The sequence below is a fragment of the Corynebacterium tuscaniense DNF00037 genome, assembly GCF_000759055.1.
Taxonomy (GTDB): domain Bacteria; phylum Actinomycetota; class Actinomycetes; order Mycobacteriales; family Mycobacteriaceae; genus Corynebacterium; species Corynebacterium tuscaniense.
The window spans coordinates 17,525-42,153 of sequence record NZ_JRNG01000006.1 but is presented as its reverse complement, the minus strand read 5'-3'; the positions used below and the strand labels follow the sequence as shown (position 1 = coordinate 42,153).

At 60.6% G+C, this 24,629-nt stretch carries 26 protein-coding genes; 17 read left to right on the top strand and 9 right to left on the bottom strand.

From position 1 onward, the window contains the following. Window positions 1-9: 9 nt before the first annotated feature. Window positions 10-930 carry a DapH/DapD/GlmU-related protein gene (locus tag HMPREF2129_RS02140; protein ID WP_034662510.1) on the bottom strand — a complete coding sequence of 307 codons (921 nt, stop codon included), beginning with the start codon at window positions 928-930 and terminating at the stop codon, window positions 10-12. Window positions 931-957: 27 nt separating this feature from the next. On the opposite strand from HMPREF2129_RS02140, the gene dapE reads away from it, so the two are divergent. From dapE to HMPREF2129_RS02110, 7 genes are read left to right on the top strand one after another with little or no spacing between them, the layout of a single operon-like run. Next, window positions 958-2,031 (top strand): succinyl-diaminopimelate desuccinylase, encoded by a 1,074-nt coding sequence (gene dapE, locus HMPREF2129_RS02135; RefSeq protein WP_034662507.1) that lies wholly within the window; start codon window positions 958-960, stop codon window positions 2,029-2,031. A gap of 41 nt (window positions 2,032-2,072) precedes the next feature. After that, entirely contained in the window at window positions 2,073-2,867 is a 795-nt protein-coding gene (locus tag HMPREF2129_RS02130; RefSeq protein ID WP_034662505.1) for an LOG family protein, read from the top strand. Between the two features lie 23 nt (window positions 2,868-2,890). Continuing rightward, the gene (gene folP, locus HMPREF2129_RS02125) at window positions 2,891-3,703 is read left to right on the top strand and encodes a dihydropteroate synthase (protein ID WP_034662631.1); all 813 of its coding nucleotides are present in this window, start codon (window positions 2,891-2,893) and stop codon (window positions 3,701-3,703) included. Then, complete coding sequence (locus HMPREF2129_RS02120; RefSeq protein WP_034662503.1) at window positions 3,700-4,431, top strand: glucosyl-3-phosphoglycerate synthase; 732 nt, start codon at window positions 3,700-3,702, stop codon at window positions 4,429-4,431. The genes folP and HMPREF2129_RS02120 overlap by 4 nt, the downstream gene beginning before the upstream one ends. 9 nt (window positions 4,432-4,440) lie before the next feature. Next, window positions 4,441-4,731, top strand: a complete 291-nt coding sequence (locus HMPREF2129_RS02115) for a cell division protein DivIVA (protein ID WP_198021508.1) — start codon at window positions 4,441-4,443, stop codon at window positions 4,729-4,731. A gap of 13 nt (window positions 4,732-4,744) precedes the next feature. Next, the gene (locus tag HMPREF2129_RS10770) at window positions 4,745-4,915 is read left to right on the top strand and encodes a DUF3117 domain-containing protein (protein ID WP_084576442.1); all 171 of its coding nucleotides are present in this window, start codon (window positions 4,745-4,747) and stop codon (window positions 4,913-4,915) included. 10 nt (window positions 4,916-4,925) lie between these two features. Then, window positions 4,926-5,792 carry a methyltransferase domain-containing protein gene (locus HMPREF2129_RS02110; RefSeq protein ID WP_034662500.1) on the top strand — a complete coding sequence of 289 codons (867 nt, stop codon included), beginning with the start codon at window positions 4,926-4,928 and terminating at the stop codon, window positions 5,790-5,792. 121 nt (window positions 5,793-5,913) lie between these two features. Here HMPREF2129_RS02110 and HMPREF2129_RS02105 read toward each other — a convergent pair whose 3' ends face one another. Together HMPREF2129_RS02105 and glgA are read right to left on the bottom strand one after the other, a co-directional pair. Then, window positions 5,914-7,290, bottom strand: coding sequence for a GH32 C-terminal domain-containing protein (locus HMPREF2129_RS02105; protein ID WP_034662499.1), 1,377 nt, complete (start codon window positions 7,288-7,290; stop codon window positions 5,914-5,916). 38 nt (window positions 7,291-7,328) lie between these two features. Then, on the bottom strand, window positions 7,329-8,507 hold the full coding sequence (gene glgA, locus HMPREF2129_RS02100) for a glycogen synthase (protein ID WP_034662627.1): 1,179 nt from the start codon (window positions 8,505-8,507) through the stop codon (window positions 7,329-7,331). A 110-nt stretch (window positions 8,508-8,617) separates the two neighbouring features. On the opposite strand from glgA, the gene glgC reads away from it, so the two are divergent. Next, the gene (gene glgC / locus HMPREF2129_RS02095) at window positions 8,618-9,841 is read left to right on the top strand and encodes a glucose-1-phosphate adenylyltransferase (protein ID WP_034662496.1); all 1,224 of its coding nucleotides are present in this window, start codon (window positions 8,618-8,620) and stop codon (window positions 9,839-9,841) included. Window positions 9,842-9,859: 18 nt separating this feature from the next. Here the strand turns inward: glgC and HMPREF2129_RS02090 are convergent, their stop codons facing one another. Further along, window positions 9,860-10,513, bottom strand: coding sequence for an O-methyltransferase (locus HMPREF2129_RS02090; protein WP_034662624.1), 654 nt, complete (start codon window positions 10,511-10,513; stop codon window positions 9,860-9,862). Window positions 10,514-10,634: 121 nt separating this feature from the next. Here HMPREF2129_RS02090 and sigE point away from each other — a divergent pair, with 121 nt between their 5' ends. From sigE to tatB, 3 genes are read left to right on the top strand one after another with little or no spacing between them, the layout of a single operon-like run. Then, window positions 10,635-11,246 (top strand): RNA polymerase sigma factor SigE, encoded by a 612-nt coding sequence (gene sigE, locus HMPREF2129_RS02085; RefSeq protein WP_034662494.1) that lies wholly within the window; start codon window positions 10,635-10,637, stop codon window positions 11,244-11,246. 11 nt (window positions 11,247-11,257) lie between these two features. Then, window positions 11,258-11,581, top strand: coding sequence for a hypothetical protein (locus tag HMPREF2129_RS11295; protein WP_198021507.1), 324 nt, complete (start codon window positions 11,258-11,260; stop codon window positions 11,579-11,581). A 4-nt stretch (window positions 11,582-11,585) separates the two neighbouring features. Next, on the top strand, window positions 11,586-11,987 hold the full coding sequence (tatB, locus tag HMPREF2129_RS02080) for a Sec-independent protein translocase protein TatB (protein WP_034662491.1): 402 nt from the start codon (window positions 11,586-11,588) through the stop codon (window positions 11,985-11,987). A 15-nt stretch (window positions 11,988-12,002) separates the two neighbouring features. Here tatB and HMPREF2129_RS02075 read toward each other — a convergent pair whose 3' ends face one another. Beyond that, entirely contained in the window at window positions 12,003-13,154 is a 1,152-nt protein-coding gene (locus tag HMPREF2129_RS02075) for an Mrp/NBP35 family ATP-binding protein (protein WP_034662488.1), read from the bottom strand. A 47-nt stretch (window positions 13,155-13,201) separates the two neighbouring features. Between HMPREF2129_RS02075 and HMPREF2129_RS02070 the strand changes: the two genes are divergently transcribed. Genes HMPREF2129_RS02070 through HMPREF2129_RS02060 form a run of 3 tightly spaced genes read left to right on the top strand, consistent with a single transcriptional unit; the run spans window position 13,202 to window position 14,793 of the window. After that, the gene (locus HMPREF2129_RS02070; RefSeq protein WP_308410345.1) at window positions 13,202-13,723 is read left to right on the top strand and encodes a general stress protein; all 522 of its coding nucleotides are present in this window, start codon (window positions 13,202-13,204) and stop codon (window positions 13,721-13,723) included. Then, window positions 13,724-14,425 carry a hypothetical protein gene (locus tag HMPREF2129_RS02065; protein ID WP_034662486.1) on the top strand — a complete coding sequence of 234 codons (702 nt, stop codon included), beginning with the start codon at window positions 13,724-13,726 and terminating at the stop codon, window positions 14,423-14,425. It begins immediately after the preceding gene. A gap of 32 nt (window positions 14,426-14,457) precedes the next feature. Beyond that, on the top strand, window positions 14,458-14,793 hold the full coding sequence (locus HMPREF2129_RS02060) for an SdpI family protein (RefSeq protein ID WP_034662483.1): 336 nt from the start codon (window positions 14,458-14,460) through the stop codon (window positions 14,791-14,793). A 70-nt stretch (window positions 14,794-14,863) separates the two neighbouring features. Here the strand turns inward: HMPREF2129_RS02060 and HMPREF2129_RS02055 are convergent, their stop codons facing one another. Further along, window positions 14,864-18,604 carry a multifunctional oxoglutarate decarboxylase/oxoglutarate dehydrogenase thiamine pyrophosphate-binding subunit/dihydrolipoyllysine-residue succinyltransferase subunit gene (locus HMPREF2129_RS02055; protein ID WP_034662480.1) on the bottom strand — a complete coding sequence of 1,247 codons (3,741 nt, stop codon included), beginning with the start codon at window positions 18,602-18,604 and terminating at the stop codon, window positions 14,864-14,866. Window positions 18,605-18,875: 271 nt separating this feature from the next. Beyond that, complete coding sequence (locus HMPREF2129_RS02050) at window positions 18,876-19,751, bottom strand: hypothetical protein (protein ID WP_102723189.1); 876 nt, start codon at window positions 19,749-19,751, stop codon at window positions 18,876-18,878. A 79-nt stretch (window positions 19,752-19,830) separates the two neighbouring features. Here HMPREF2129_RS02050 and HMPREF2129_RS02045 point away from each other — a divergent pair, with 79 nt between their 5' ends. Further along, on the top strand, window positions 19,831-21,420 hold the full coding sequence (locus HMPREF2129_RS02045; protein ID WP_034662475.1) for a carboxylesterase/lipase family protein: 1,590 nt from the start codon (window positions 19,831-19,833) through the stop codon (window positions 21,418-21,420). A gap of 92 nt (window positions 21,421-21,512) precedes the next feature. Further along, the gene (locus HMPREF2129_RS02040; RefSeq protein ID WP_034662472.1) at window positions 21,513-22,316 is read left to right on the top strand and encodes a hypothetical protein; all 804 of its coding nucleotides are present in this window, start codon (window positions 21,513-21,515) and stop codon (window positions 22,314-22,316) included. Here HMPREF2129_RS02040 and HMPREF2129_RS02035 read toward each other — a convergent pair whose 3' ends face one another. Both HMPREF2129_RS02035 and HMPREF2129_RS02030 read right to left on the bottom strand, forming a co-directional pair. Continuing rightward, window positions 22,317-22,778 carry a hypothetical protein gene (locus HMPREF2129_RS02035; protein ID WP_034662469.1) on the bottom strand — a complete coding sequence of 154 codons (462 nt, stop codon included), beginning with the start codon at window positions 22,776-22,778 and terminating at the stop codon, window positions 22,317-22,319. A 52-nt stretch (window positions 22,779-22,830) separates the two neighbouring features. Next, window positions 22,831-23,325 (bottom strand): hypothetical protein, encoded by a 495-nt coding sequence (locus HMPREF2129_RS02030; protein ID WP_034662466.1) that lies wholly within the window; start codon window positions 23,323-23,325, stop codon window positions 22,831-22,833. A gap of 62 nt (window positions 23,326-23,387) precedes the next feature. On the opposite strand from HMPREF2129_RS02030, the gene HMPREF2129_RS02025 reads away from it, so the two are divergent. Then, complete coding sequence (locus HMPREF2129_RS02025; RefSeq protein ID WP_052092544.1) at window positions 23,388-24,626, top strand: MFS transporter; 1,239 nt, start codon at window positions 23,388-23,390, stop codon at window positions 24,624-24,626. The last annotated feature ends 3 nt before the right edge of the window (window positions 24,627-24,629 follow it).

Below are 24,629 nucleotides of genomic sequence, written 5' to 3'. Positions count from 1 at the left end.
GTATGAGTCCTAGGTGCGCCACCGAAGAACGGGGATGGTGGAGTACGGCTCGTTCTGGATGCTCATGTTGTTTGAACCGGCGATGTTGGTGGCGGGGAAATCGTTACCCGTGGTGGGGTCAAAGATAGGGGTCTGCGGTTCCAGGATGATGCCGGCGCCAACGTTGCAGTTGTTGCCTAGGCTGATGCCGTTGACGCTGGCGGTGGGGTGGAAGTAGCAGTTGTCGCCGATGCGCATGGGGGCGCGACCTAAGTCGGTGGTGCGGGTGGCCATGAGGGCACTGCCACGCTCGAGGGTGCTGTGCGCGCCAACGACGACGAAGGAGGAGATAGTGCCTTCCACTCGCACGGGTCCAAGCGTGCCGGCGTTGTACGACACGTATCCTTCGCGCACCACGGTGGTTCCTTCGGCGAGGTAGGCGCCCAGGCGGACACGCTCGGCTTCCGCAATGGTGACACCGGTGGGCACCACGTAGTCCACCATGCGGGGTAGTCGTTCGATGCTGTACACGTGGATCGTTCCGCGTGCGCGCAGGTTTGTCCGTACGTATTCAAAATCATCGGGCAGACACGGCCCCTTGTTGGTCCACGCGACGGGAACGAGGAGGTCCAGTGCGTCTGTCATGTTGATCTCCAGCGGCCGCACTTTGCGGTGGGAGAGCAGGTGGAGGCGGAGGTAAACATCGAAAGCATCAATCGCAGGAGCGTCCAGATCGGCAATTTCGGTGAGGATCGGAACCACTTCGACGTGCCTGTCCCGGTCCATGCCGACGAGGTTGAGCAAGCGCGGGGAAAGTTCGTTGGCGCTGACGCGGCGGGTGGAGGGAGTGGCGATATCGTCGATAAGCGAAACTGTGGGGAACCAGGCATCGAGAACGGTTCCGTCGGCGGCGATATGAGCAATTCCTAATGCACGGGCTCCAACTGGCATGGGTGTCATCGTACTAGGCTCGCACGCGTGGATATCTTCGCCGACCCAGTTGAGCTGACTAAGCAGCTTATCGACGTCCCGTCCCCCTCCCACCATGAAAAGGCCCTCGCCGATGCCCTCGAGGGACCCCTGCGGGATTTGCCGGGCGTGGAGAATGTGCGGCGCGGCAACACGCTTGTGGCGCGGACGCATCGAGGGCTGCCGCAACGCGTGGTGTTGGCGGGGCATATTGATACGGTGCCGATCGCGGACAACGTCCCGCACCACATGGAGGGGGACGTTTTGTGGGGGTGTGGTGCCGTGGACATGAAGTCCGGGATGGCGTGCTACATCCATGCTTTTGCCACGTTGTGTGATGCGGATGACCTTGCCTTTGACCTCACCTTGATTTGCTACGAGGCTGAGGAAGTGGCCGCGCAGTACAACGGCCTGGCTTTGTTGGAGCGTGACTGTCCGGAGCTTCTGGCAGGGGACCTGGCGTTACTCGGGGAGCCGTCGGGTGCGGTGATTGAGGCCGGTTGCCAGGGCAGCATTCGCGTCATTATCACGGCTCGGGGGACGCGGGCGCATTCCGCGCGAGGCTGGCTGGGACACAATGCGGCGCATGATCTCGCAGGCGTACTGGCGCGCATTGCAGCCTACGAGCCGCGCACCGTCACCATCGCTGGTTGCGAATACCGCGAAGGCCTCAACGTCGTTGGCCTGTCAGGTGGTGTGGCCACGAACACCATCCCGGATGAGGCCCAGCTCACCGTCAATTTCCGCTTCGCCCCAGACTGCAGCCTGGAGAAGGCCAAGGCGCACCTGGAGGAGGTGTTGGCCCTCGAAGAAGGCTTGGAGTTGACCTACGACGACGCCGTTGGTGGCGCGCTGCCCGGCCTGGATGTTCCGGTCGCACAGGGGCTTTTGGCGGCTGTCGGTGGGGTTTATCGCGCCAAGTTCGGATGGACGGATGTGGCCCGCTTCTCTAGTCTGGGTATTCCGGCTGTGAACTTCGGCCCAGGCGATCCGGGCTTTGCCCATAAGATCGACGAGCAATGCCCCGTCAGCCAGATTCAGGGTGTCTCAAACGCCCTGATGGCGTATCTCACCGAGGCCTAAGAGAACAGACAAGTACGACAGTATTAAGGCGAAGAATTCCCGTGGCTCCACACAAAACTCCCCGTCAGTCTTCTGGCCCCGGCCGTGACCGCACGCTCCGTGGCCCCATTTTGGCGCGCGACAGGAACGGGTTTGACCCGTCTACCTATGACCAGCGTCTGTTGGAAATGGGGCGTGCGGACCATGATTGGAAGCACGCTGATCCGTGGCGCGTAATGCGTATTACCTCGGAGTTCATCGCTGGTTTTGATGCTTTGCATGACCTTGATTGGGCTGTCACCGTGTTCGGTTCTGCGCGCTTGGGTGAGGGCACCCCGGAGTATGAGCAGGCGCGCCAGCTCGGCGCAGCACTGGTGGAGGCGGGGTACGCCGTGATCACCGGTGGCGGGCCTGGCCTCATGGAGGGGCCGAACCGGGGTGCGCACGAGGTAGGCGGGACATCCGTAGGCCTAGGCATTGAGCTGCCGTTCGAGCAGGGCCTGAATGAGTGGGTCGATTTGGGTCTGAACTTCCGCTACTTTTTCGCGCGCAAGACCATGTTCCTCAAGTACTCCCAGGCGTTTATCTCGCTGCCGGGTGGGTACGGCACGATGGACGAGGTTTTTGAGATCCTGTGCATGGTCCAGACGGGCAAGGTGACTAATTTCCCGATTGTTCTCCTCGGCACCGAATATTGGGGTGGGCTGGTGGATTGGATCCGCGAACAATTGCTCGGCCGCGGCCTCATCTCGGACGGGGATGATCAGCTCTTCCTGGTTACGGACTCGGTGGATGAGTCGGTGGAGTACATCGTGCAGGCCCACTCCACCATGACGGATCCCCGGAACATCCAGTGACGTCCACCGCGCTGCCCCGGGTGATGGCGATTGTGAACCGCACCCCGGATTCCTTCTATGACCGCGGCGCGACCTTCCACTTCGACGATGCCTTGCGCCGCTGTGCCGAGGTGGTGGAGGCGGGGGCTTCGATCATCGACGTCGGCGGTGTCAAGGCCGGTCCAGGGGACGAGGTTGACGCGGAGGAGGAGACCGAGCGCGTCGCGCCCCTCATCGCGGCGATCCGCGAGCAGCATCCGGCGGTGGATATCTCCGTGGACACGTGGCGCGCGGCTGTCGCCGATGCCGCGGTGGACGCAGGAGCCACGATTATCAACGACACGTGGGCGGGTTTCGACCCGGAGCTCGTCGAAGTCGCCGGCGCGCGCAAGGTTGGCTACGTGTGCTCGCACACAGGCGGGGCCACGCCGCGCACGCGTCCGCATAGAGTGCTTTACGACGATGTGGTGGCCTCCATCATCCACACCACCACCGCCCTGGCCGAACGCGCTGCTGGTTGTGGTGTCCCGGACGAGAAAGTCTTCATCGACCCGACCCACGACTTTGGTAAGAACACCTTCCACGGTCTGGAGATCCTGCGGCGCATTGAGGAGATCACCGCGACTGGGTGGCCGGTGCTCATGGCGCTGTCCAATAAGGACTTCATCGGGGAAACTCTGGACCGGCCGGTAGGGGAGCGCGTTGCCGGCACTCTCGCTGCCACGGCGTGGTGCGCCGCCCGGGGGGTGGCAGCGTTCCGTGTGCATGAGGTCGCTGAGACAGTGGACGTGATCCGTATGACTGCCGCGATACAAGGTGCTGTCGCGCCTTTGAACACTGTGCGGGGTCTGGCATGAGGGTCTCCGTGGTGATCCCGGCTTTGAACGAGGAAGCCACCGTCGCTGGTGTTGTGAAAGCTGCCAGGGCCTCCTGTGCCAGTGAGGTCATCGTGGTGGACTCTGACTCTACGGATGCCACCGCTGCCGTTGCACGCGAAGCCGGTGCCACGGTGCTCAATTGGGGCGATATCGCCCCCGACATTCCCGTTCGCCCAGGCAAAGGCGAAGCGCTCTGGCGCGGGGTGCGCGCTGCTACGGGGGATGTGGTGGTCTTCCTTGACGCGGATGTGACCACGGTGGAGCCGGGGTGGGTGGATGCGTTGGCGGGGGAGTTCGCCGACAAGCGTGTGCAGTTGGTCAAGGCGACCTATCGTCGCACGCTCGATGGGGAAGATCACGGTGGCGGGAGAGTCACAGAACTGACGGCGAAACCACTGCTGAAGCTTCTGTTCCCGGCGATCCCCGCGCTTGAACAACCTCTTGCTGGCGAGTACGCCATCCGACGTGATGCGGCTTTGCGCCTGCCGTTCGTGACAGGCTACGGCGTGGAGGTGGGTCTACTCATCGACGTGGCCACCGCCTACGGGTCCGGTGCGATCACCCAGGTCAACCTCGGTGTGAAGACGCACCGTAACCGGCCGCTAGCCGAACTGGCGGACATGTCTGACATCGTGGCGCGCACCATCTTAAGCCGCGCCAGGGTCGCTGGCACAGCTGTGGAAGAACGTCCACCCTGGGTGGGATAAACTCGCCTCATGCTGTCTTGGATACTGCTGATCCTGGTGATCGCCGCTATTGCTGTTTTTGGCATTTGGGTTTCCGCAAGCCTCTTCGGGCGCGGTGAAGTCCTGCCACCGATGGATGAACCTGCAGACGTGATCGCCGCAAACCGTGCCGCTGTGGCTGAAGGCCGTTTCGATGACATCGCATTAGAGGTGGTCAGGCGCGGGTATCGTCAGGATCAGGTGGACGCCCTCGTCGAGGACCTCAGGCACTTCTCTGCCGGTGCGCGTACTATTGATCTAGTTGACACTGTTGAAGACTAAGGAGTGACACCGCATGGCAGCAATGAAGCCGCGCACTGGTAACGGCCCGATGGAAGTGGTCGAGGAGAGCCGCAAAATTGTGATGCGCATCCCGTCTGACGGTGGTGGCCGTCTCGTGGTTGAGCTCAACAACGAGGAAGCAACGGAGCTGGGTAACCTGCTGTTGTCCGTGGCAGGGGAGTAACTGGAACCTTATGCTCCACCACGTCATTGACGTTCTCGCCGATCCTATTGATGGGTCGGCGCTTTGCGGTGCGGACGAGTTTTCGCGGCTGGTATCAACCACGGGCCACTCGTATGACGTGGCCAAGCAGGGCTATGTCACGTTGGCTTCCGGCGCGGGCCTGAATCATGAGGGCGATAGCCCGGCGATGGTCGCTTCGCGTGAAGCTTTCTTGTCCCGCGGGCATTTCGCGCCCTTCGTGGAAACCGTGACGGAGCGTGTCCTTGATGCGTTATCGCACGGCCCGCTTATCGACGACTCCCGGCCCACCGTCCTCGAAGTCGGCGCTGGCACCGGCTACTATCTCTCGCACACCCTCGATGCAGTGGAGAATTCCCGCGGTGTTGGTGTGGATATTGCGGTCCCGGCGGCGAAGCATTTGGCGAAGTCCCATCCCCGTGTGGGTGCTGTGGTCGCTGACGTATGGGCGGGTCTGCCATTGCAGGATAAATCCGTGGATGTGATCACGGTGATTTTCGCTCCACGTAACCCGGCGGAATTTGCCCGCGTGCTCAGTGATGATGGTGAGGTCATCGTGCTTACCCCGCAGCAAGGGCACCTGGATGAGCTGCGTGAGCCACTCGGCATCTTGGGTGTAGAGGACGGCAAGGTTGACCGCCTCCTCGAACAAGCCCACGGATACTTAGAGCCGGTTGGCGATGGTGAACTGATTGAGTTCCCCATGCGACTGGACCGCGATGCCATTGCTGCACAGGTAGGCATGAGTCCATCTGCGCGCCATATTGAGCCGTCAGTGCTCGCCGAGCGTGTGGCGCAGCTGCCGGAGACCATGCAGGTCACCGCGCGTGCACAGCTAACCCGCCTATGTAGGGCGTAGAACGCCCTACATAGAAAGAGCTAACCAGCTTGCTATCTCTCCCTAGGTAGGGCCTCTTTCTTTTTATCTCTCCCTAGGTAGGGCCTCTTTCTTTTATCTCTCCCTAGGTAGGGCTTTAGCCCTACCTACGCCACTGGTCGTTGATCTTCGCATCCCCTTCAACGGTGGTGCGGATGTCGGCCACGCCGTTTTCTGGCCAGAAGCGGCTGGACAGGGTGACAGCGCCGCCGCCGGCGAAGATTTCGATGGCGGAGCCGTCGATAAGCACGGAAATATTATCTTCGTCTTCGTCGTCAAGTGCGGCGATGGCCGGCTGGCCGTCAAGGCGGTCCAGGGTGATCTTGTCGCCGGAGTGGACGATGGATGCGCAGACCTCGCCTGCGTTGTCCAACACGTCGACGGTGACGCTGGCGCCGACGGGGATCTCGCACAGGCCGGTCCACAGCAAAGCGCGTTGGGTGGCGTCTACAGCACTGGGGAGGCCAGGAGCGGGGGTTTGGTAGAGCTTGCCACCGGCGAGGGTGACCACGCGGGGTAGCGATAGCGCATTGGCCCATCCTTCTGTTTCCCATGTGGGCTGGGTGGTGGGGTCGCCACGGCGGCCACTGGAGGCGAGCAGGCCGAAGATGCGGGCTTCGGCGTAACGCTCGTCATCGGTGTGGGTGCCTGGCACGACGTTGGTGCTGCGCGGACGCGTGAAGTCGTGGCCGTGGTCAAGGCGGGTGAACGGGGTGGTTACCTGGAATTCGGACCCGTCGAGGGTGCCCACGAGGTAGCCGGAGATTTCTCCGTCTTCGCGCTCTTGGGTGAGGAACAACACGTCGTAGATGACGCTATCCACTTCGTCGCGTAGGCGGATGATGCGGGGTGCGACGGTACGTGCGTCTGCGGGAATCCCGGATTCACCGGCGAAGCCCAACGGACCGATGATGGTCCACGTTTCTTGGTCCGTGGATTCAAGAACGACTGGGACGGGCTCCTCCTCCGGGCCGGTGGAGGCGAGCATGAGCCAGCCGGCTTGCCCTTGGTCGCGGTCGTTGTTTTCCTCCCAATCCGGAACAACACAGGGGGAGCGGAAGCGGACGAAGCGGCCGGTGTCCTTCACCACGGGGCCAAGGCGGCGTACGCCTGGGTCGACCTCGTCGGATTCGTCGAGGTGTTCGCAGAGGGCCTCAGTATCGTCTACGTGTGCGACTTGGATGGTGGTGCCAGCGGATGTTTCGGAGGTGAAATATAGGCTGGTGCCGGTCTTGCTGGCTACAACGCAGCCGGCGAGCACGCGGGTTTCGCCGCCGACGGGGGCAATGACGTCGTTGCATTCGTAGAAGTCGAAGGGGTTGCCTTCGGAGTATTGGTGCGCCCAACGGGTGGGGGCGCCTGGTTCGGTTTCGTATTGGTAGAACAGGTGCCAGTCTTCGCCGTTACGGAGCATTCCGGCGGCAGCATCGAGGATGCCGCGTTCGGCGGTGACGTGCAGTTCTGGTCGAAGGGTGCTCACTGTCGGGGTTCCTTTGCGTGCTGTGTTGGGGGTACTGCCTACATGAGCGAGGCGTAGACGTCTACGGTTTCTTGGGCGATTTTGTCCCAGGTGAATTCTTGCTTTACGCGGGCGAGGCCAGAGGCTGCGTATTTCTTGGTCAGGGCAGCATCGGCGGCAAGGGCGTTGACAGCGGTGGCTATGTCTTTTTCGAAGGTGGTCGTGTCCGCTTCGTCGTAATGCACGAGGGTGCCGGTTTCACCATCGACGACAACCTCGGGGATTCCGCCCACGTCAGACGCCACAACGGCGGTTTCACACGCCATGGCCTCCAGGTTCACAATGCCCAGCGGTTCGTACACGGACGGGCACACGAAAATATCGGCTGCGGAGTAAATCTCACGGATCTGTTCTTTCGGCAGCATTTCGGTCACCCAGTGCACACCATCGCGGGTTTCGCGTAGTTTGTTGACGAGTCCTTCCGTCTCTGCCGCAATCTCCGGTGTATCGGGCGCACCGGCACACAGGATGATTTGGATGTCCTTGTCAAAGTCCTGGGCCGCTTTGACCAGGTGGGGCACACCTTTCTGGCGAGTGATGCGGCCAACAAAAGCGACGATCGGCCGGGAGGTATCTACCCCGAGACGTTCAATGATGCCGGTGGATTCCGGTGAGTCGGGTAAGACGTGGAACCATTCGGCGGTGTCGATGCCATTGAGGATGACGTGGACCCGTGATTCGTCGATACGCGGGTAGGCGCGCAAGATGGCGTCCTTCATCCCGGAGGACACCCCGATGACTGCGTCGGCGTACTCCATGGCGTTCTTCTCAGACCACGAGGAGACGTCGTATCCACCTCCGAGCTGTTCGCGCTTCCAGGGGCGGTCCGGCTCAAGGGAGTGTGCGGTGACCACGTGGGGGATGCCATGTAGGAGACCTGCGAGGTGGCCGCCGAGGCCGGAGTACCAGGTGTGGGAGTGGACTACGTCGACGTTGTTGGCGGCATTAGCCATGCGCAGCCCAGTCGAGAGGGTTTTGAGCGCGCTGTTTGCCTCCGCAAGCTCGGGGTCCACGCCGTGCACGTAGACGCCTTCAGCGTCGCGGGGTGAGCCCATGCAGTGGACATCCACCTCAACACCGTCGAGCTGGCGCATAAAGCGGGTCAGTTCCGTGACGTGAACGCCGGCGCCACCGTAGATTTCCGGCGGGTATTCGCGGGTCATCATTCCAACTCTCATGATCATCGACAGTAGCTACGTTTGCGCGTCGCTGCATGGGCTCGCGCCGTGTGGGTAATTTCGGGTGTGATGCGCTGCGAGAACGGGCTAAGTTACATAGTCTTAAAGGTGTGATACGCCAGCCGAATGTTCTTGCCATCGTCCTCGCCGGCGGAGAAGGAAAGCGACTGTTTCCGCTGACTCTCGACCGTGCTAAGCCAGCCGTCCCGTTTGGCGGTAATTACCGCCTTATCGATTTTGTGCTGTCGAATCTGGTGAATGCGGGGTATAACCGCATTGCCGTGTTGACGCAGTACAAATCGCACTCGCTGGACCGCCACGTTGCTACCGCGTGGAACTTCTCTGGTCCGACGCACCAGTACATTGCGTCGGTTCCGGCGCAACAGCGTTTGGGTAAACGCTGGTATCAGGGTTCTGCGGATGCGTTGTTGCAGTCATTGAACTTGATTTTTGATGAGTCCCCGGATTATGTCCTTGTCTTCGGTGCGGACCACGTGTACCGCATGGACCCCTCGCAGATGGTGGAGAATCACATCGCGTCGGGTAAGGCATGCACCGTCGCGGGCATTCGTGTCCCGCGTAGTGAGGCCTCGCAGTTTGGCTGTATCCAGTCTGATGAGAATGGTGCGATCACGGAGTTTCTGGAGAAGCCGGCCGACCCGCCGGGCACTCCAGATGACCCGGATACGACGTTTGCGTCAATGGGCAATTATTGCTTTTCGACGGAGGCGCTGATCCAAGCCCTCCGCGACGACACCGAAAACGACGATTCAGACCACGATATGGGTGGAGACATCATCCCGTACTTTGTCGAACGCGGTGAGGCGAATGTGTATGACTTCTCCTCCAACGAGGTGCCGGGGGCAACAGAGCGCGATAAGGCTTACTGGCGTGATGTAGGGACCATCGATAGTTTCTACGAGGCGCACATGGACCTCATTTCTATCCACCCCGTGTTCAACTTGTACAACAAGGCGTGGCCGATTCACTCCACGGAGGATGAGAACCTGCCGCCGGCAAAGTTTGTCTCCGGGGGTCTTGCGCAGGAGTCCATCATCGCGCCGGGATCCATCATCTCCGGTTCCACGGTGCGTAACTCGGTGCTGTCCACGGATGTGTACGTGGAGGATGGGGCAGTGGTGGAGTCTTCTGTCTTGATGCCGGGGGTGCGCGTGGGTAAGGGAGCGATCGTGCGCCACGCGATCCTGGATAAGAACGTCTACGTGTCCGATGGTGCTGCCGTGGGCACACACCGGGCGGACGATGAACGTCGCGGCTTCACCATTTCCGCGGAAGGCGTGGTGGTTGTAGGTAAGGGCGAATTCGTCGAGTAGCCCTTACCGGTGGTCCCCTTACTGTGCGCGGGTGATCAGCGTGACACCCGCGTCGAGTGGCAGACGCGTGACCAGGGCACCATCGAGGGTGTCGATCAGTGAGTCGGCTTCGCGGGCAGCGGTGGTGTTGCGGTCGGTGCGTGAGGTGTCGATGAGCGTGCCATCCAGCAACGAGCCGAGCAGAACTAGCGTTCCACCTGGTGTGAGTAGAGGCCATGCGGCTTCGACGACAGCGGGGAAATCCACCGGTTCCACATCTGCCACGACCAGGTGATAAGACTCCGCGGCCAGACGGCCCAGCACATCCAGCGGGCGCGATGGCAGGAAGCGAGTGCGCGAGGGGCCAAAGCCCGCGTCACGGAAGGTGGCCTTGGCGCGCGCCTGGTGGTCTGCCTCCGGGTCGATGCAGGTCAGGTTGGACTTCTCCGGCAGGCCAGCGAGGATGTGTAGCCCAACGACACCGGCGGCCGGAGTCATGGCTACAGCGCCACCCTCACCAACAGCGGCCAGCGTTCCCAGGAGGCTACCCAGTGCCGCACCGGGGGTGGGTAGACCGTACTCGCCAGCATCCGCACATGCTGCATCAAGCGCAGCCTGCAGCTCAGGCTGGGTGCTCCGGCCAGCGACGGAGGAAATATACGCGTTCAGAGAAGAAAATGCAGAGTCGCTCACACCGGTCATCCTACGAAATAGAGACACCTTCGACGGGTGGGGCACGCCGCGCGAAGACCTCACAGGTATTTCCTAGGGCCTGGCCACACCTGTGTGAGGGCGATAAGGAACAATAGTATGCATGAATGCGCCTGCTGAGCCTTTGGAGCCCTTGGAGCCACTGACTGGTACCGCTGCTTTTGACGCGGGTGAGGGTGCCATGCCTACGTGGGCGGAGCTCGTGGAGGAGCACGCGGATAGCGTGTACCGGCTTGCTTTCCGTCTGTCCGGTAACCAGCAGGATGCAGAAGACCTCACACAGGAAACCTTCATGCGCGTGTTCCGGAATCTGAAGTCCTACAAGCCCGGCACGTTTGAGGGATGGTTGCATCGTATTACCTCTAATCTCTTCCTGGACATGGCTCGCCATCGCAGCAAGATCCGCATGGAGGCGCTGCCGGAGGACTATGAGCGCGTACCGGGCACCGAGATGACACCGGAGCAGGTGTACAGCGTGGCCAACCTTGACCCGGCTTTGCAGGAAGCGTTGGATGAGCTCAGTCCGGAGTTTCGCGTGTCCGTGGTGTTGTGTGATGTGATGGGAATGAGCTACGAGGAGATTGCTAAGACCCTCGGCGTGAAAATGGGCACGGTTCGTTCGCGGATTCACCGTGGGCGCAGCCAGCTGCGTGATTCGCTGGAGGCTAAGGCGCAGACTAATGAGGGCGCCCGCGAGCTCATCCGCGCACGTTAGGGTGGTGCCTCGTGCCACGTTTTGATTCGACTGATCACCTGAGCTTTGAAGCGGTTGCGGCGCTCGTAGATGGTGAGTTGTCGCGCACCGCAGTGCATCGCGCATGCCTACACCTGGCGGTATGCCAGGTGTGCCAGGATGAGGCTGCCCGTCAACGGGCAGCGGCAGCAGCAGTGCGGGAGCACAATACGGACGGGTGTTTGCGCGCGCCGCGTTCACTGGTGGAAAGGCTTGCTCTCATGGAAGGTGCAGAGGAGATGCCTGTGCACAAGCCGTCGCCAAAAGGCAGTGGGTTGAGCGCCACGTGGTCAAAATTGCGCGAGGGGTTAAAGTAGAGCCGTGTTTAACATTGGCTGGGGCGAGGTCTTCGTCATCATTCTCGTCGGCCTGATTGTTGTGGGGCCCGAGCGTCTCCCTGGGGTCATCCAGGACGTGCGCGCCGCCATTTTTGCCGCGCGCAAAGCCATCGCCAATGCCAAACAGGAGCTCAACGGGGAATTTGATGGCCTGGATGAGTTCCGTAAACCCATGAGCACCGTCACGGAGTACGCGGCGATGGGCCCGAAGAAAGCCATTGCCAAAGTGCTTTTCGACGAAGACGGGGACTACCTCGATGCCCTCAACCCCACCACCATGATGGGTGGGGACCCCGTCCCGGCTCCACGGCCACGGCCGGACAAGGCACAGCCACAACCGCCCACGACGAGCGGTGGCGGTTTCTCCTGGGCTGATGTGACGTAGTTGTGCGTAGTTTTGTTAGTTGTGCGTCACGCCGAGCGAGAGGTTCTTGCCGGCGAGGGATTCACGGCGCACCTTGAGTTTCTTAGCGATGTCATTGATCGCCTTGGCGGCGGGGGAGTCGGGTGCGGAGACGGCGATCGGGGTGCCGTCATCGCCGTGGGCCCGCAGCTGCGGGTCGAGGGGGACAGAACCAAGCAGCGGAACCTCGTCACCGGTGATGCTGGTCAGGCGCTCTGCTACCTGCTCGCCACCACCGGTACCAAAGATATCCATGGTGCTGCCGTCGGGCATGATCATGGCGGACATGTTCTCAATCACACCGGCTACGCGCTGGCCGGTCTGCTGGGAGATGGAACCGGCACGTTCCGCAACCTCGGCGGCAGCAGCCTGCGGTGTGGTCACAATGAGCAGCTCTGCATTCGGCACCAGTTGCGCCACCGTAATGGCCACGTCGCCGGTTCCTGGTGGCAGATCCATGAAGAGGACATCCAACTCAGACCAATACACGTCTGCGAGGAACTGCTGGATAGCGCGGGTGAGCATCGGGCCGCGCCACACCACGGGGGCGTTGCCTTCCACGAATTGCCCGATGGAGATGTGGCGGACGTTGTGGGTGATGGGGGGCATCAACATATCGTCGACAAGCGTTGGGCCTTGCCCCACAGAACCCATGAGGCCGGGAATAGAGTGGCCGTAAATATCCGCGTCGAGAATGCCCACCGTGAGGCCCTGCGCGGCGAGGGACGTGGCAAGGTTGACCGTCATCGAGGACTTACCCACGCCACCCTTGCCGGATGCCACCGCGAACACGCGGGTGGTTGAACCGGGCTGTGCGAACGGAATGACAGGTTCAGACCTGTCACCCTTGAGACGCTGCGCAAGGTTGCGACGCTGCTCATCGCTCATCGTGTGCATGGTCACGCTGACCTCGCCTACGCCCTCGAGCTCCTCAACCACCGCGCGCACATTACTCTCGATAGTGTCACGCATGGGGCAGCCAGCGATGGTGAGGTAGATGCCGACGGCAACATCATTGCCATCAATCCGAACCGACTCAACCATGTCCAACTCGGTGATCGGCTTCCCAATCTCGGGGTCATCCACCCGCGACAACGCATTACGGACGGCTGCTTCAGAAATTCCTGGTGTAGGGCTTGTGTTACTCATCACCGGTCAGTATATGACCCTTACCCGCAGAAACACTAGACTCGACCATGTCCGAGAAACATGAAGCGAGGTTTTTCAACACCATGACCCAGCCGTACAACGCGCGCACCATCCCGCAACGCCCGTCCGGGTGGCCCGTGGGCAGCTTCCACACCTATGCCGAAGCCCAAGCCGCAGTGGACTACCTGTCGGACCAAGAATTCCCCGTGGAAGAACTCACCATCGTGGGCGTAGACCTCATGCAGGTAGAAAAAGTCACCGGCCGCCTGACATGGGGCCGAGTACTTGGTGGTGGCGCACTATCCGGCCTGTGGTTCGGCTTGTTCGTTGGTCTCCTCTTCGCTCTTTTCAGCCCGGAGCCCATGTTGTCCATGCTCACCGCGGTGGTGATCGGCATTATCTTCGGACTCATCTTCGCCGGTGTGGGCTACGCCATGACGCAGGGCAAACGCGATTTTTCCTCCGCGACCACGATTGTTGCGGGACGCTACGACGTCCTCTGCGAGGCCAGCCAAGCCCCACGCGCCCGCGACATGATCTCCAAAAACCTTCCACAGGCAGGACAGTAAATGCGCAAGACCCTCATGGCTGCTGCCGGTTTGAGTATCTTGTTCCTTTCAGCCTGTGCCGAGCCCCCATCAGAGTCCCAATCCACCGTGAAAATTGCGGTGGACCCCACCGATGAAGAACAGATGGTGTTGGCAGAAATCTACCGTCAGATCATTCAGTTTGACGGCCGCGCCGTGGGAATTATCCCTATGGAACTCGCGGATGACAGCACGAAACTTGATGTCCTTCTAGCCGGCGAAGCCAACTTTGCTGTCATGTGTGCTGGTTCCCTCGTCACTCAAACAAACCCGGGTGAGGCTAGCGAACTCAATCGTGCTGTCGCTGATGCTGCGGAAGAAGGACACTCGGACAACGTCGAAGACATCCCACTGTCAACCTATGACGCTGCCGTGGCAAGCCTGCCGACTGTCCTGCGAACCATCGACCCCTCACCAGCTGAGTCGTGTGCGAACCAGGAACACGGCGACCTGCCCAACAACATCATCCCGGTGTTCAAAGCCCAACTTTTTGAGCGCGGCGTTCTCCGCGCCATGAACAAAGCGACCCGCGCGCTAAGCACCGAGGAACTCGATGAACTCGTTAAAGAATCCGCGAAAGACCCCGATCCATCCCATGTTGTGAACGAGTGGATTCAGGAGAAGACTGGCATGGGGGTTGCACTTGAACGCGCTGTCGAAGACGACGAACCTGGCAGCGCCTAAGTCTCCGAATTAGCACACAGGAAGAGAATTACATGTCCGTATTAGCAGTGATCATGGCCATCACATGGTCTGTTTGTGGCGGCGTTTTGATCTGGGTGGGGCTCAAAGCCCGCCAAGGGACTTTGCCCAAGAACAACTGGGTGGGCATTAGGACCTCAGCTCTCCTCGAGAGTGAAGAGGCCTGGATCACTGGCCACAAGGCAGCTGGGGATGTGCTCGCAGCCAGTGGTATCCCGCTGATCATCGGTGGGATTGTGTGCCTTTTTGTGGATGATCACACGATCGGCTGGCTGAGTATGCCCGTTGTTGTGGTTTTGCTCGTCCTGGTGGCGCTCGCTGCGAAGAAAGCTGAAACTGCTGTGAAGTAGGGGATCTTCCTACAGAGACAAGCAAAAAAGGGGGAGCTGCGTGGTGCAGCTCCCCCTTTGCCTTAGCGGCCTAGTCGGCAAATGCCTCGTCGAGCAATGCCTTCTCCTCCTGCTGGTGGACCTTCGCCACACCGGTTGCAGTGGTGGACTGTGCGCGGCGCGAAATGCGTCGCATCGGAGGCATGTTGTCCACGAAGTTGGCCAAGTGTTCGTTGTAGAACGGCCACGGGCCCTGGTTGGCGGGCTCGTCCTGCACGAAGCGGATCTCCTTGGCGTTGGGGTAGTTTGCAAACGCGTCGGACAGGCGGTTGAACGGGATCGGGTGCAGCATCTCCACACGGATGATGGCGATGTCCTCGCGGTTGTCCTTGGCGCGGCGCTTCTCCAGCTCGTAGTAAATCTTGCCGGAGCAGAGCATGATGGTGGTCACCTTGTTGGCATCGCCGATGACCGTGTTGGAGGCATCCACCAGGCGCGGGTCGTCGATGACGGAGCGGAAGGACTTCTGCTCGGTGAACTCATCCACCTGGGAGACCGCGGCCTTGTTGCGCAACATGGATTTCGGGGTAAAGACAACCAGCGGGCGCTTCATGTCACCGAGTGCTTGGCGGCGCAGAAGGTGGAAATAGTTAGCCGGGATGGTCGGCTGAGCGATGGTCATGGACCCTTCGGCCACCAGTTGCAGGAAACGCTCGATGCGTGCAGAGGAGTGGTCCGGTCCCTGACCCTCGTAACCGTGGGGGAGCAGCATGACCAGTTTGGACAGCTGGCCCCACTTGGTCTCACCGGAGGAGATGTACTCGTCAATGATGGTCTGGCCACCGTTGGCAAAGTCACCGAACTGTGCTTCCCATGCGACGAGTGCTTCCGGGTTACCCACGGTGTAGCCGTACTCAAAGCCCAAGCCACCGAACTCGGTCAGGGCGGAGTTGTAGATCCGGAAACGGCCACCGTTGCCTGCATCAATGGCAGCGGCGTCGAGCGGGTTGAACTGCTCACCAGTGTTTGGGTCGAAGAGGACACCGTGACGCTGGGTGAAGGTGCCGCGCTTGGAGTCTTCGCCGGCGAGGCGGACGAGCTTGCCCTGTTTAGCCAGCGAGCCGAAGGCGAGGAGCTCGGCCCATGCCCAGTCGATGTTGCCGGACTCGAAGGAACCGCCACGGTTCTTCAGTACGGACTTCAGGCGCTTGTTCGGGGTGAAGTCCTCCGGAAGGTGCGCGTATGCGTCGGCAAGTGCCTTGAAGGTCTGTGTATCGATGGAAGTGTCCAGGCCACGGGTGAGGGACTGGGACTCGGTGATACCGGTCTGCTCGCCCGGCTTACCGCCACCTTCCTTGACGTCATTGAACACAGAGTCCAGCTGGTCGTGGAAGTCCTGTGCCGCGATCTCGGCTTCTTCCTGTGTGATATCGCCACGGCCAATGAGGTCCTTGGTGTAGCGGGTGCGCACGGACGGGTGGGACTCGATGCGCTCGTACATGAGCGGCTGGGTCACCGATGGATCGTCTGCCTCGTTGTGGCCACGCAGGCGGTAGCAGATGAGGTCGATGAAGACATCCTTGCCAAACTTGCGGCGATACTCAGTAGCCAGCTGGCCAACCCACGCTGCTGCCTCCGGGTCATCGCCGTTGACGTGGAAGACCGGGCAGTCAAAGCCCTTAGCCAAGTCGGTGGCGTAGTAGGTGGAGCGACCCTGGTCCGGGGTGGTGGTGAAGCCAACCTGGTTGTTCACCACGATGTGGACGGTACCGCCTACGTCGTAGCCGGTCAGCTTGGACATGTTCAGGGTTTCCTGAACAACGCCAAGCCCAGCGAAGGATGCGTCACCGTGGAGCATCAGTGGCACAACGGTGTGATCGTCGGCGTTCTTACCGTGGTTAATCAGGTCCTGCTTAGCGCGGGCCAGACCCACCAGAACTGGGTCGACGGCCTCAAGGTGCGAGGGGTTGGCAGCCAGGGTGAGTTTGATCTCACCGTCGCCGAACATCTGGATGTGTTCGCCTTCGAAGCCCAGGTGGTACTTCACGTCACCGGAGCCACCCTGCTGGGCCGGCTGCAGGTTGCCTTCGAACTCGCTGAAGATGGTCTTGACCGGCTTGCCCATGATGTTGAACAAAACGTTGAGGCGCCCACGGTGTGGCATACCAATGACAACTTCATCCAGACCCTGGCCAGCGGCAGTGTCAATGATGGAGTCCATGAGCGGGATCAGGGTTTCAGCACCCTCGAGGGAGAAGCGCTTCTGGCCCAGGTACTTGGTCTGCAGGAAATTTTCAAAGGCCTCAGCGGCGTTGAGCTTTTGCAGGATGTACTTCTGCTCGGCGTTGGTCGGCTTCGGCATACCCACCTCGAGGCGGTCACGCAGCCAGTCACGCTCATCGCGGTCGAGGACGTGGGTGTACTCAGCACCAACGTGGAGGGTGTAGGCGGCGCGCAGGCGGGTGAGCACCTCGCGGAGGGTCATCGTCTCCTTGCCACCGAATCCGCCAACGTTGAAGGTGCGGTCCAGGTCCCAGAGAGTCAGGCCGTGCGTCTCCAGTAGGAGGTCACGGGCATCCGGCTTGGGCAGGCCAGGCTGGTGCCAGTTCAGCGGGTTGGTGTCCGCCATGAGGTGGCCGCGGGAGCGGTATGCCTCGATGAGGTTCATCACACGGGTGGACTTGTCCACGCCGGAGTTCGGGATGTCCTGCGCCCAACGCATTGGTGCGTAGGGGATCCGCATGGCTTCGAAGATCTCGTCCCAGAACTTGTCGTCGATAAGCAACTGCGAAATATCACGCAGGAACTCGCCGGACTCTGCACCCTGAATGACGCGGTGGTCGTAGGTGGAGGTCAGCGTGGTCAGCTTGCCTACACCGAGTTCGGCCAGGCGGTCCTCGGAAGCGCCGGCGAATTCAGCCGGGTAGTCCATGGCGCCAACGCCGACGATGGTGCCCTGACCCTTTGTCAGGCGCGGGATGGAGTGGCGGGTGCCAATGCCACCTGGGTTGGTCAGCTGGATGGTGACACCCTGGAAGTCATCGAGCTTCAGCTTGTTCTGGCGGGCGCGTGCGACGATGTCCTCGTAAGCCTTAACAAACTGGTCGAAGGTGAGGGTCTCACACTCCTTGATGGCTGCGACGACGAGGGCGCGGGAGCCATCCTTCTGTGGAAGGTCAATGGCAAGACCCAGGTTGATGTGCTCAGGCGTGACAACGAACGGCTTGCCGTCCACAACCTTGTAGTTCACGTTCATGCCCGGGTGGAGCAGGGCGGACTTCACAATCGCCCAGCCGATGATGTGGGTGAAGGAAATCTTGCCACCGCGGGTGCGCTTGAGGTGATCGTTGATCTGTGCGCGGTTCTCAAACATGAGCTTGACCGGCATATCGCGCACAGTCGTTGCCGTCGGGACAGTCAAGGACTCATCCATGTTCTTAGCAATTGCCTTGAACATGCCCTTGAGCTGCTGCTCACCAGCTTCTGGCAGGGTGCCAATCTTGTCTAGTGGAGATGGCTTCGGTGCCTGCGGCTGTTTGCGTGCAGACGGGGTGGTGGATTCTGCCACCGCTTTGTCTACCTTGGTCTGGCGGCCGTCCTGGCTCGGTGCGCCAGTGCTCTTGGCAACCTTCGCTTCGGTGCGTGCGCGGTGGACAGTGGTGTCCGCGCTGTTCGCGGCGCCAGAAGCGAGCGGGCTAGACCCACCGGTGACGCCCTTCTTTTCAAACAGATCCCGCCATTCCGCGTCTACGGAGTTGGGGTCCTTCTTGTACTGCTGGAACATCTCATCAACCAGCCAGTCGTTTTGGCCGAATGTGCTCTCGCTGCTCACGGCAGTTACTCGCCTCGCTTCTGTGCTCTAATAGTGCGTTTTGCTTTTTGTACGTTGCCCACGTTACTCGGGGTTAACCGGGGTGTGGATCGTTGTTGACAGCCCACAATACTGCATGCTTTCCGCTGTTTCGGGGAAGTTGCTTGCGGGCACTGTTAATCATGATACGTCCTTGTTCCGTATCGAGTATTCGCTCGGCCCGCCTATCTTGTTACGGCAGCTCATCACGGAGCAAGGAAGTGTTCTTAACCGTGGGGTTTAAAACAAGCCCCTATTGAGAGGAGTCTTCTGCGTCATCGCGGTTTTTCTCAAAGACGTCCATTACAGCTTGGAAGCGGGACTTCCACGATTTCTTTCCGTCGGCTGCTTCAGCCAGTTTCTCTTCCTCGTTGCTCTTCGGTGGCAGGGGTGCCGCGAATTGGGCAGGTGCCGGCCCAAGGTTGCGGGCGGTGTTCTCCACGACTTTCTTGGCCAGCGCGCGGTTAGCGGTCACACCGGCAATAGCGCCGATGCCTAGTGGCATGATTTTGCCGATCCACATGCGGCGCAGCCTGCGGTTGATGCTCTTCATCACCGTGCGCGTCATCATGTTGTTGGCCTGGGTCAGGGTGGGGCCGGTGAATTTAGCCAGGGACTTCGTCGCGGTCAGTGCGGTTGCTTCAGGGCCAACGAGCGTATCGACGATCGCCGCACCCTGCGCCCCCGACAATGCCAATAGAACGATCGCGCGACGGCGCTCCGCGTCAGCAATATCCTCCCCACGCAGGTAGGCCGAGCCCACGGTGTACACGGCTGCCATATCCACGAAGAGGAGGGACTCCGCCGCAATGGCAGCCGAGCCTGTAACAAATCCGACACCAGGCACAGCGGCCGCTCCACCAGCGCCGGCACCGGAACCGGCGGCGGCCTTCATGAAGTGCTTGCGCATGATCTCTTGGATCTCCGCAGGCGTGGCATCCGGGTTCGAGCGGCGCAGCCAGTTGACGTAACCCTTGATGAACCCGGATTGCAGGTGTACGGCACGGTCCAATCCTTTGATGAAGGTGCGGCCGATCCGGGAGGCATTCTCCTCACTAATAGCAGTGTTAGCGGGGTTCGCTTCTACCACCGCAACGTCCTGCTGCTTTTTCTTCCTGCCAAAAACCACTCTGGGGTATCTCCTTAATGTTGAGCGGGCAATCACACCATCCTAGGCCGGAAAATCTTTCCGCGATTAGAGTTGCTGTATGGCCAGCGACCCAGTTGTGATGACCACCGCCGGAAAGATCCGTGGCATCGTTGATCCCGCGACTGGCATGCGCACGTGGCGGGGCGTGCCATATGGGGAACCCACGGGTGGGAAGAATCGCTTTTCAGCCCCTCATGCGCGGGAGTCGTGGTCAGGGACCTTTGATGCCACCACCTTTGCTGAGCCGGCCATGCAGGGCACGTACGGGTGGAATGACAAGGTGATGGGCACGGAGGATTGCCTCACGTTGGACATTGTCCGCCCGGATACGGATGAGGAACTGCCGGTGGTGGTGTATATCCACGGCGGGACGTTCCTTACCGGCTTTTCTAATGAAAAGATTTTTCAGGGCCACCAGTTCGCCAAGGCCACGAACATTGTGTACGTCTCCATTAACTTCCGTTTGGGGGTGCTGGGGTATCTGGATATGCGCTCACTCGGCGAGGATTGCGTGGCTACTCCCGCCACTCATGATCAGATTTTGGCGTTGCAGTGGGTGCGCGACAATATCGCTGCGTTCGGGGGAAGCCCGAACCGCGTGACCATCATGGGGGAGTCCGCGGGAGCCAGCGCTGTTACCGCTCTCATGTCGTCGCCACAGGCAAGAGGATTGTTCCACGGGGCGATTGCGCAGTCCGCGCCCGTCGCCGCGGTGCACTCGCGTCTCCAGGCCGCTATGTGGGTGCGCGCCCTGCTCGATGGGATGGGCATGTCGCGCTTATCGACGATTTCTGATCTCCGCGCCGTCCCCGCCGAAGACCTCGTTCGAGTGGGCAACGCTTTGCTGATCCGCTCCGGTGAGATCCAGTACTTGAATCTCTCTTTCATGCCAACGGTGGATAACTCGGTTCTGCCGCAGCACCCGATTGACGCGTTCGCTGCACATGAGGAAGCCCCGGTACCGTTGATCATTGGGTCGAATTCGGGCGAAGCCAGCTTCACCAAAGCGATGTTCATGTTCAGTCGCACGCGGCAGAAGGCAGCTCGAAGGATCCTTGAAGTCTTCGATCCGGACAACGCCGACGCCATCTTGGCCGCCTATAACAACGCCACCGACCGCAGCGACTTTGCTGAGCTCGTTGCCGATGCCGTGTTCTGGGCGCCCTCCGTGCGCATTGCCTCCGATCACCGCCACGTAGCTCCGGTATGGATGTACCACTTCGACTTCGCTGCGGCACCCCTGCAGAAACTCGGAGTGGGTGCGGTCCACACCGCTGACTTGGAGACGGTGTTTGGTGCCCGCTTTACCACTCCCGCTGGCATCCTGCAGCACCTGAGTCCGCAGGCAGACTTTGACGCGGTCAGTGAGATGATGCAACGCCACTGGGGCTCTTTCTTCCACACCGGACGTCCCGGCGAGATCTGGCCGGAGTATGGCTTCAGCTCAGACACCGCGCCGGGCCGTGCCACCGCGGTGCTTCGCACAGACTCCACGGTGGTGTGGGACCCAAAGGCGGAGAAACGTCGCGCATGGGAGGGTTTCAATCTGACGCAGTGGGGCACCGGCCGCCGTGATATTGCGGAGAGTCTCGCGGATTTCTTGGGCATTGATCCGGATGATCCGCAGTGGAATCCTGCTGCGCCATAGCGTGCTGATGGCTAGGCTGGTTGCCGCTACCACAGGCAACACCCCAGGGCGTCGAAGCGGCGCTGCGGGCAACCAGAAGGGAACCCCACGTCATGAGCTTTTTCGAGGACATTGCCGCCGGTCTTGACCGGGAGGGAATCGAATCCCGCGTGCATGATGACACGATGTTTGTGCCCATCACCTCTGATGTTGAAATTCATTTTGTGGAGATTGACCAGCATCTTCCGGCCGCAAATGTGTACATCGCCGCCGCGGATGTGGATGCGGATGATGATGAATTTGAAGCAGTACTCGTCTCCGTTGTCTTCTCCGTGGAAGATGCTGTAGCAACGGTGGCTCGCCATATGGCTACCGATCAGGTGATCACCGTCCTACGCGATCTGTTGGAGGGCACGGATGAGCGCATTGGGGATGTGGAGTTCTACCAGGATCCGGTCGACCCGCACCTGGTGCGCGCCGAGGTAGGCACCAATGCCGAACTCCAAGTTCAGGTGGAAGAAGTCGATGGCACGCCGTGTGCGACCGTAACGTTTGTAGCCCTGCCCGATTCCTACGATGACCTTTTGGACGATGCTATTGGGGAACTCTGGGATTCAGACGGCGATGCGGAGCTTACCGATGAAGATCGGGAGCACCTTTTTGCCACCCTGCATGCTGAGGTTGCCTCCCAAGCGGAAACCTTGGAACTAGGTGTGTTTCACGACTTTGATCGCCTCTTCGACGTACTTTCTCTCGCCGCCGATCAGGCAGAGGAATGGGAAGCACAACTCCTCCCATTCGACGATGATGACTTCGATGAGCCGGACGTTTACGACATCTTCGGCGCCGACGACGGCGATGACGATGATGACGATGATGGCATCGACTACGACGACGAAGACGCCGACGAGGAGTAACTACGCCGCGGCGATCCCCTCAAACATGGAGGCAGGGGAGTAGACGGGCGTGAAGGTTCCGTCTACGAGCCAGACAAAAGTAGCGCCGGTGGGGGAGTACACCTCGTGCACAGCGCTGACCATGTCGGTGGGCACCAGGGCGCGAACCCAAGCCTCTGCAATCTCGCGGTTGACGGTGTGCCCGGATGCGTCAGTGAAGCGGACCTCAATGAGGTAGGCGGGCACGTGTGATTCGCCGAAGCCCTTGATACGGGCTTGCGCGCGGGGACCAACTCGGCGGCGAGTAATCGCAGCCCTCAACGTGGGGCCGCCGGCAACACGGGGCAGTTCCCGGGTTGGTGGACGCCAGGTTGGGTTGGGCCGGGCCAGGGAGCGCGGGTGGTGAATCACTGCCTCAAAGCGCTCGAGGGCATCAGCATGGTTGGAACGGATAGTGCGGGCAATTTCTCGTGTGTTCGTCATGCTTCACAAGATAAGAGGCACCCACGACACGGGGCAGGAGTGATTAGAACAACTATTCGAATGAGTTGCTTGAAACTTTGGGATCCGTGTTCTTACTCGGGGTGTTTTGATCCGGTGGGTCTGGGATGATCACTGTGCCCAGGAAGGAAAGGGCAACAGACAGTGCTGCGACTAATCTCCAGTGCCGGTTCTTCGGCCTGGGCTTTTCCAATTCTTCCATGCCACGAAGAAGGATCATGTCTGGCACAGTTAACAAATGTTCGGTTTGTCCGCGAACCTTCACGGCCTCCTGGTACGCCTGTAGCTCCCTTTGATCGGCATTCTCGCAGTGGAACCACCAGAGACTAGGGATGAGAAAAGCAATACCCAGCAAGACGTTGCCGATGGCTGCGTTAGTGCCACCGTCACCACCGCTGAGGGCTCCAAAGATAGTGAGCGCGCCCAAGGACACCCCAGCAATGGCTAAGCGCCGTCGGTTCTTTTTCGACGGCTGCCAACCTCCGGAGGCGTTTGTGGGATCAGCAGCATTCGGCGATGGGGTGGTCATGGTGGAGCAGCACCTTTTGCATTGGAGTGTTTTTCGCAGGTCATAGTAGTGTATGCGGTTACATGAGCACGCCTGAACCCATTCCCGGAAGCCCGCTTTCGAAGGCGCCGGAAGTTACGCCGATACCCGCCATCCCCAAGGAAATTTGGGTGCTGGTTGCTGCGGCGTTTCTTATTGCGCTGGGTTACGGGATTATCGCGCCGGTGATCCCGCAATTTGCCAGCAGCTTCGGCGTTACTATGGCGGCAGCGGCAGCGGTGGTGTCAGTGTTCTCAGCCGCACGGCTGGTGGGGGCGCCGGGAGCGGGAAGGCTCGTCGATAAGCTCGGCTCCCGCAAGGTGTACATCACGGGCCTTGTCATCGTGGCGGTGAGCACCGGGCTGGTGGCTGTGGCGCAGGAGTACTGGCACATGCTGGCGCTGCGGTTCATCGCGGGGCTGGGGTCCACTATGTTCACTATTTCCGCGCAGGCACTGATTGTGAAGGTGGCGCCACCGCAGATTCGCGGACGGGCAAGCTCCACGTATGCAACGGCGTTTCTGCTGGGCAACATCATCGGGCCGATCATCGGCGCGGCGCTGTCATTTATGGGTATGCGGTGGCCTTTTGTTATTTACGGCACCGCTGTGGCGCTGGCTGCCGTGGTGGTGTGGGTGGCGCTGCCGAATTCGGATACGGATGTGTCCATGCTTCGGCGCCCTCCCATGCGTCTCCATGAGGCTTTCAGCAATCCGAGCTACCAATCCTTGTTGGCCTCCATGTTTGCTAATGGCTGGGTGAACATGGGCGTGCGTGTGGCTATTTTGCCGCTCTTTGCGGCATCGGTATTCACGCACGGCGCGGCGGCTTCGGGCTTAGCGCTCGCTGCTTTTGCTTTTGGCAATGCGGTGACCCTGCAGTTCTCCGGGCGCCTGGCGGACAGTATTGGCCGTAAACCGCTCATCCTCACTGGCCTTACGGTCACCGCACTGGCTACGGGCACTCTCGGATTCGCTACTGCCGTGTGGACTCTGATCACCCTGTCCATCATCGCGGGCGTGGGCGGCGGCCTCATCGTGCCTAGCCAGCAGGCGAGCCTGGCGGACATCATCGGCAATGATCGTTCCGGTGGCAAGGCACTCTCCGCATACCAAATGTGTGGCGACGCCGGCCAGGTCCTTGGCCCCATCATCATCGGTGCGATCGCCCAGTCTCACGGTTTCTCCGCCGCGTTCATGGTGTGCGGCGTCATCGCCGCCGGGGCGTTTATCGTATGGGCAACCCTTGGCAATGAAACTCACCCCGACAAAGCAACCAGATAGAGC

Excerpts from the sequence above, each read along its gene's own strand:
- HMPREF2129_RS02140 (WP_034662510.1), bottom strand. The coding sequence starts at position 930 with ATGCCAGTTGGAGCCCGTGCATTAGGAATTGCTCATATCGCCGCCGAC.
- sigE (WP_034662494.1), top strand. The coding sequence starts at position 10,635 with ATGAATGCGCCTGCTGAGCCTTTGGAGCCCTTGGAGCCACTGACTGGT.
- HMPREF2129_RS02045 (WP_034662475.1), top strand. The coding sequence starts at position 19,831 with ATGGCCAGCGACCCAGTTGTGATGACCACCGCCGGAAAGATCCGTGGC.
- HMPREF2129_RS02030 (WP_034662466.1), bottom strand. The coding sequence starts at position 23,325 with ATGACCACCCCATCGCCGAATGCTGCTGATCCCACAAACGCCTCCGGA.
- HMPREF2129_RS02025 (WP_052092544.1), top strand. The coding sequence starts at position 23,388 with ATGAGCACGCCTGAACCCATTCCCGGAAGCCCGCTTTCGAAGGCGCCG.
- HMPREF2129_RS10770 (WP_084576442.1), top strand. The coding sequence starts at position 4,745 with ATGGCAGCAATGAAGCCGCGCACTGGTAACGGCCCGATGGAAGTGGTC.
- HMPREF2129_RS02040 (WP_034662472.1), top strand. The coding sequence starts at position 21,513 with ATGAGCTTTTTCGAGGACATTGCCGCCGGTCTTGACCGGGAGGGAATC.
- HMPREF2129_RS02075 (WP_034662488.1), bottom strand. The coding sequence starts at position 13,154 with ATGAGTAACACAAGCCCTACACCAGGAATTTCTGAAGCAGCCGTCCGT.
- HMPREF2129_RS02110 (WP_034662500.1), top strand. The coding sequence starts at position 4,926 with ATGCTCCACCACGTCATTGACGTTCTCGCCGATCCTATTGATGGGTCG.
- HMPREF2129_RS02035 (WP_034662469.1), bottom strand. The coding sequence starts at position 22,778 with ATGACGAACACACGAGAAATTGCCCGCACTATCCGTTCCAACCATGCT.
- HMPREF2129_RS02070 (WP_308410345.1), top strand. The coding sequence starts at position 13,202 with ATGTCCGAGAAACATGAAGCGAGGTTTTTCAACACCATGACCCAGCCG.
- glgA (WP_034662627.1), bottom strand. The coding sequence starts at position 8,507 with ATGAGAGTTGGAATGATGACCCGCGAATACCCGCCGGAAATCTACGGT.
- HMPREF2129_RS02065 (WP_034662486.1), top strand. The coding sequence starts at position 13,724 with ATGCGCAAGACCCTCATGGCTGCTGCCGGTTTGAGTATCTTGTTCCTT.
- HMPREF2129_RS02115 (WP_198021508.1), top strand. The coding sequence starts at position 4,441 with ATGCTGTCTTGGATACTGCTGATCCTGGTGATCGCCGCTATTGCTGTT.
- folP (WP_034662631.1), top strand. The coding sequence starts at position 2,891 with ATGGCGATTGTGAACCGCACCCCGGATTCCTTCTATGACCGCGGCGCG.
- HMPREF2129_RS02120 (WP_034662503.1), top strand. The coding sequence starts at position 3,700 with ATGAGGGTCTCCGTGGTGATCCCGGCTTTGAACGAGGAAGCCACCGTC.
- HMPREF2129_RS02060 (WP_034662483.1), top strand. The coding sequence starts at position 14,458 with ATGTCCGTATTAGCAGTGATCATGGCCATCACATGGTCTGTTTGTGGC.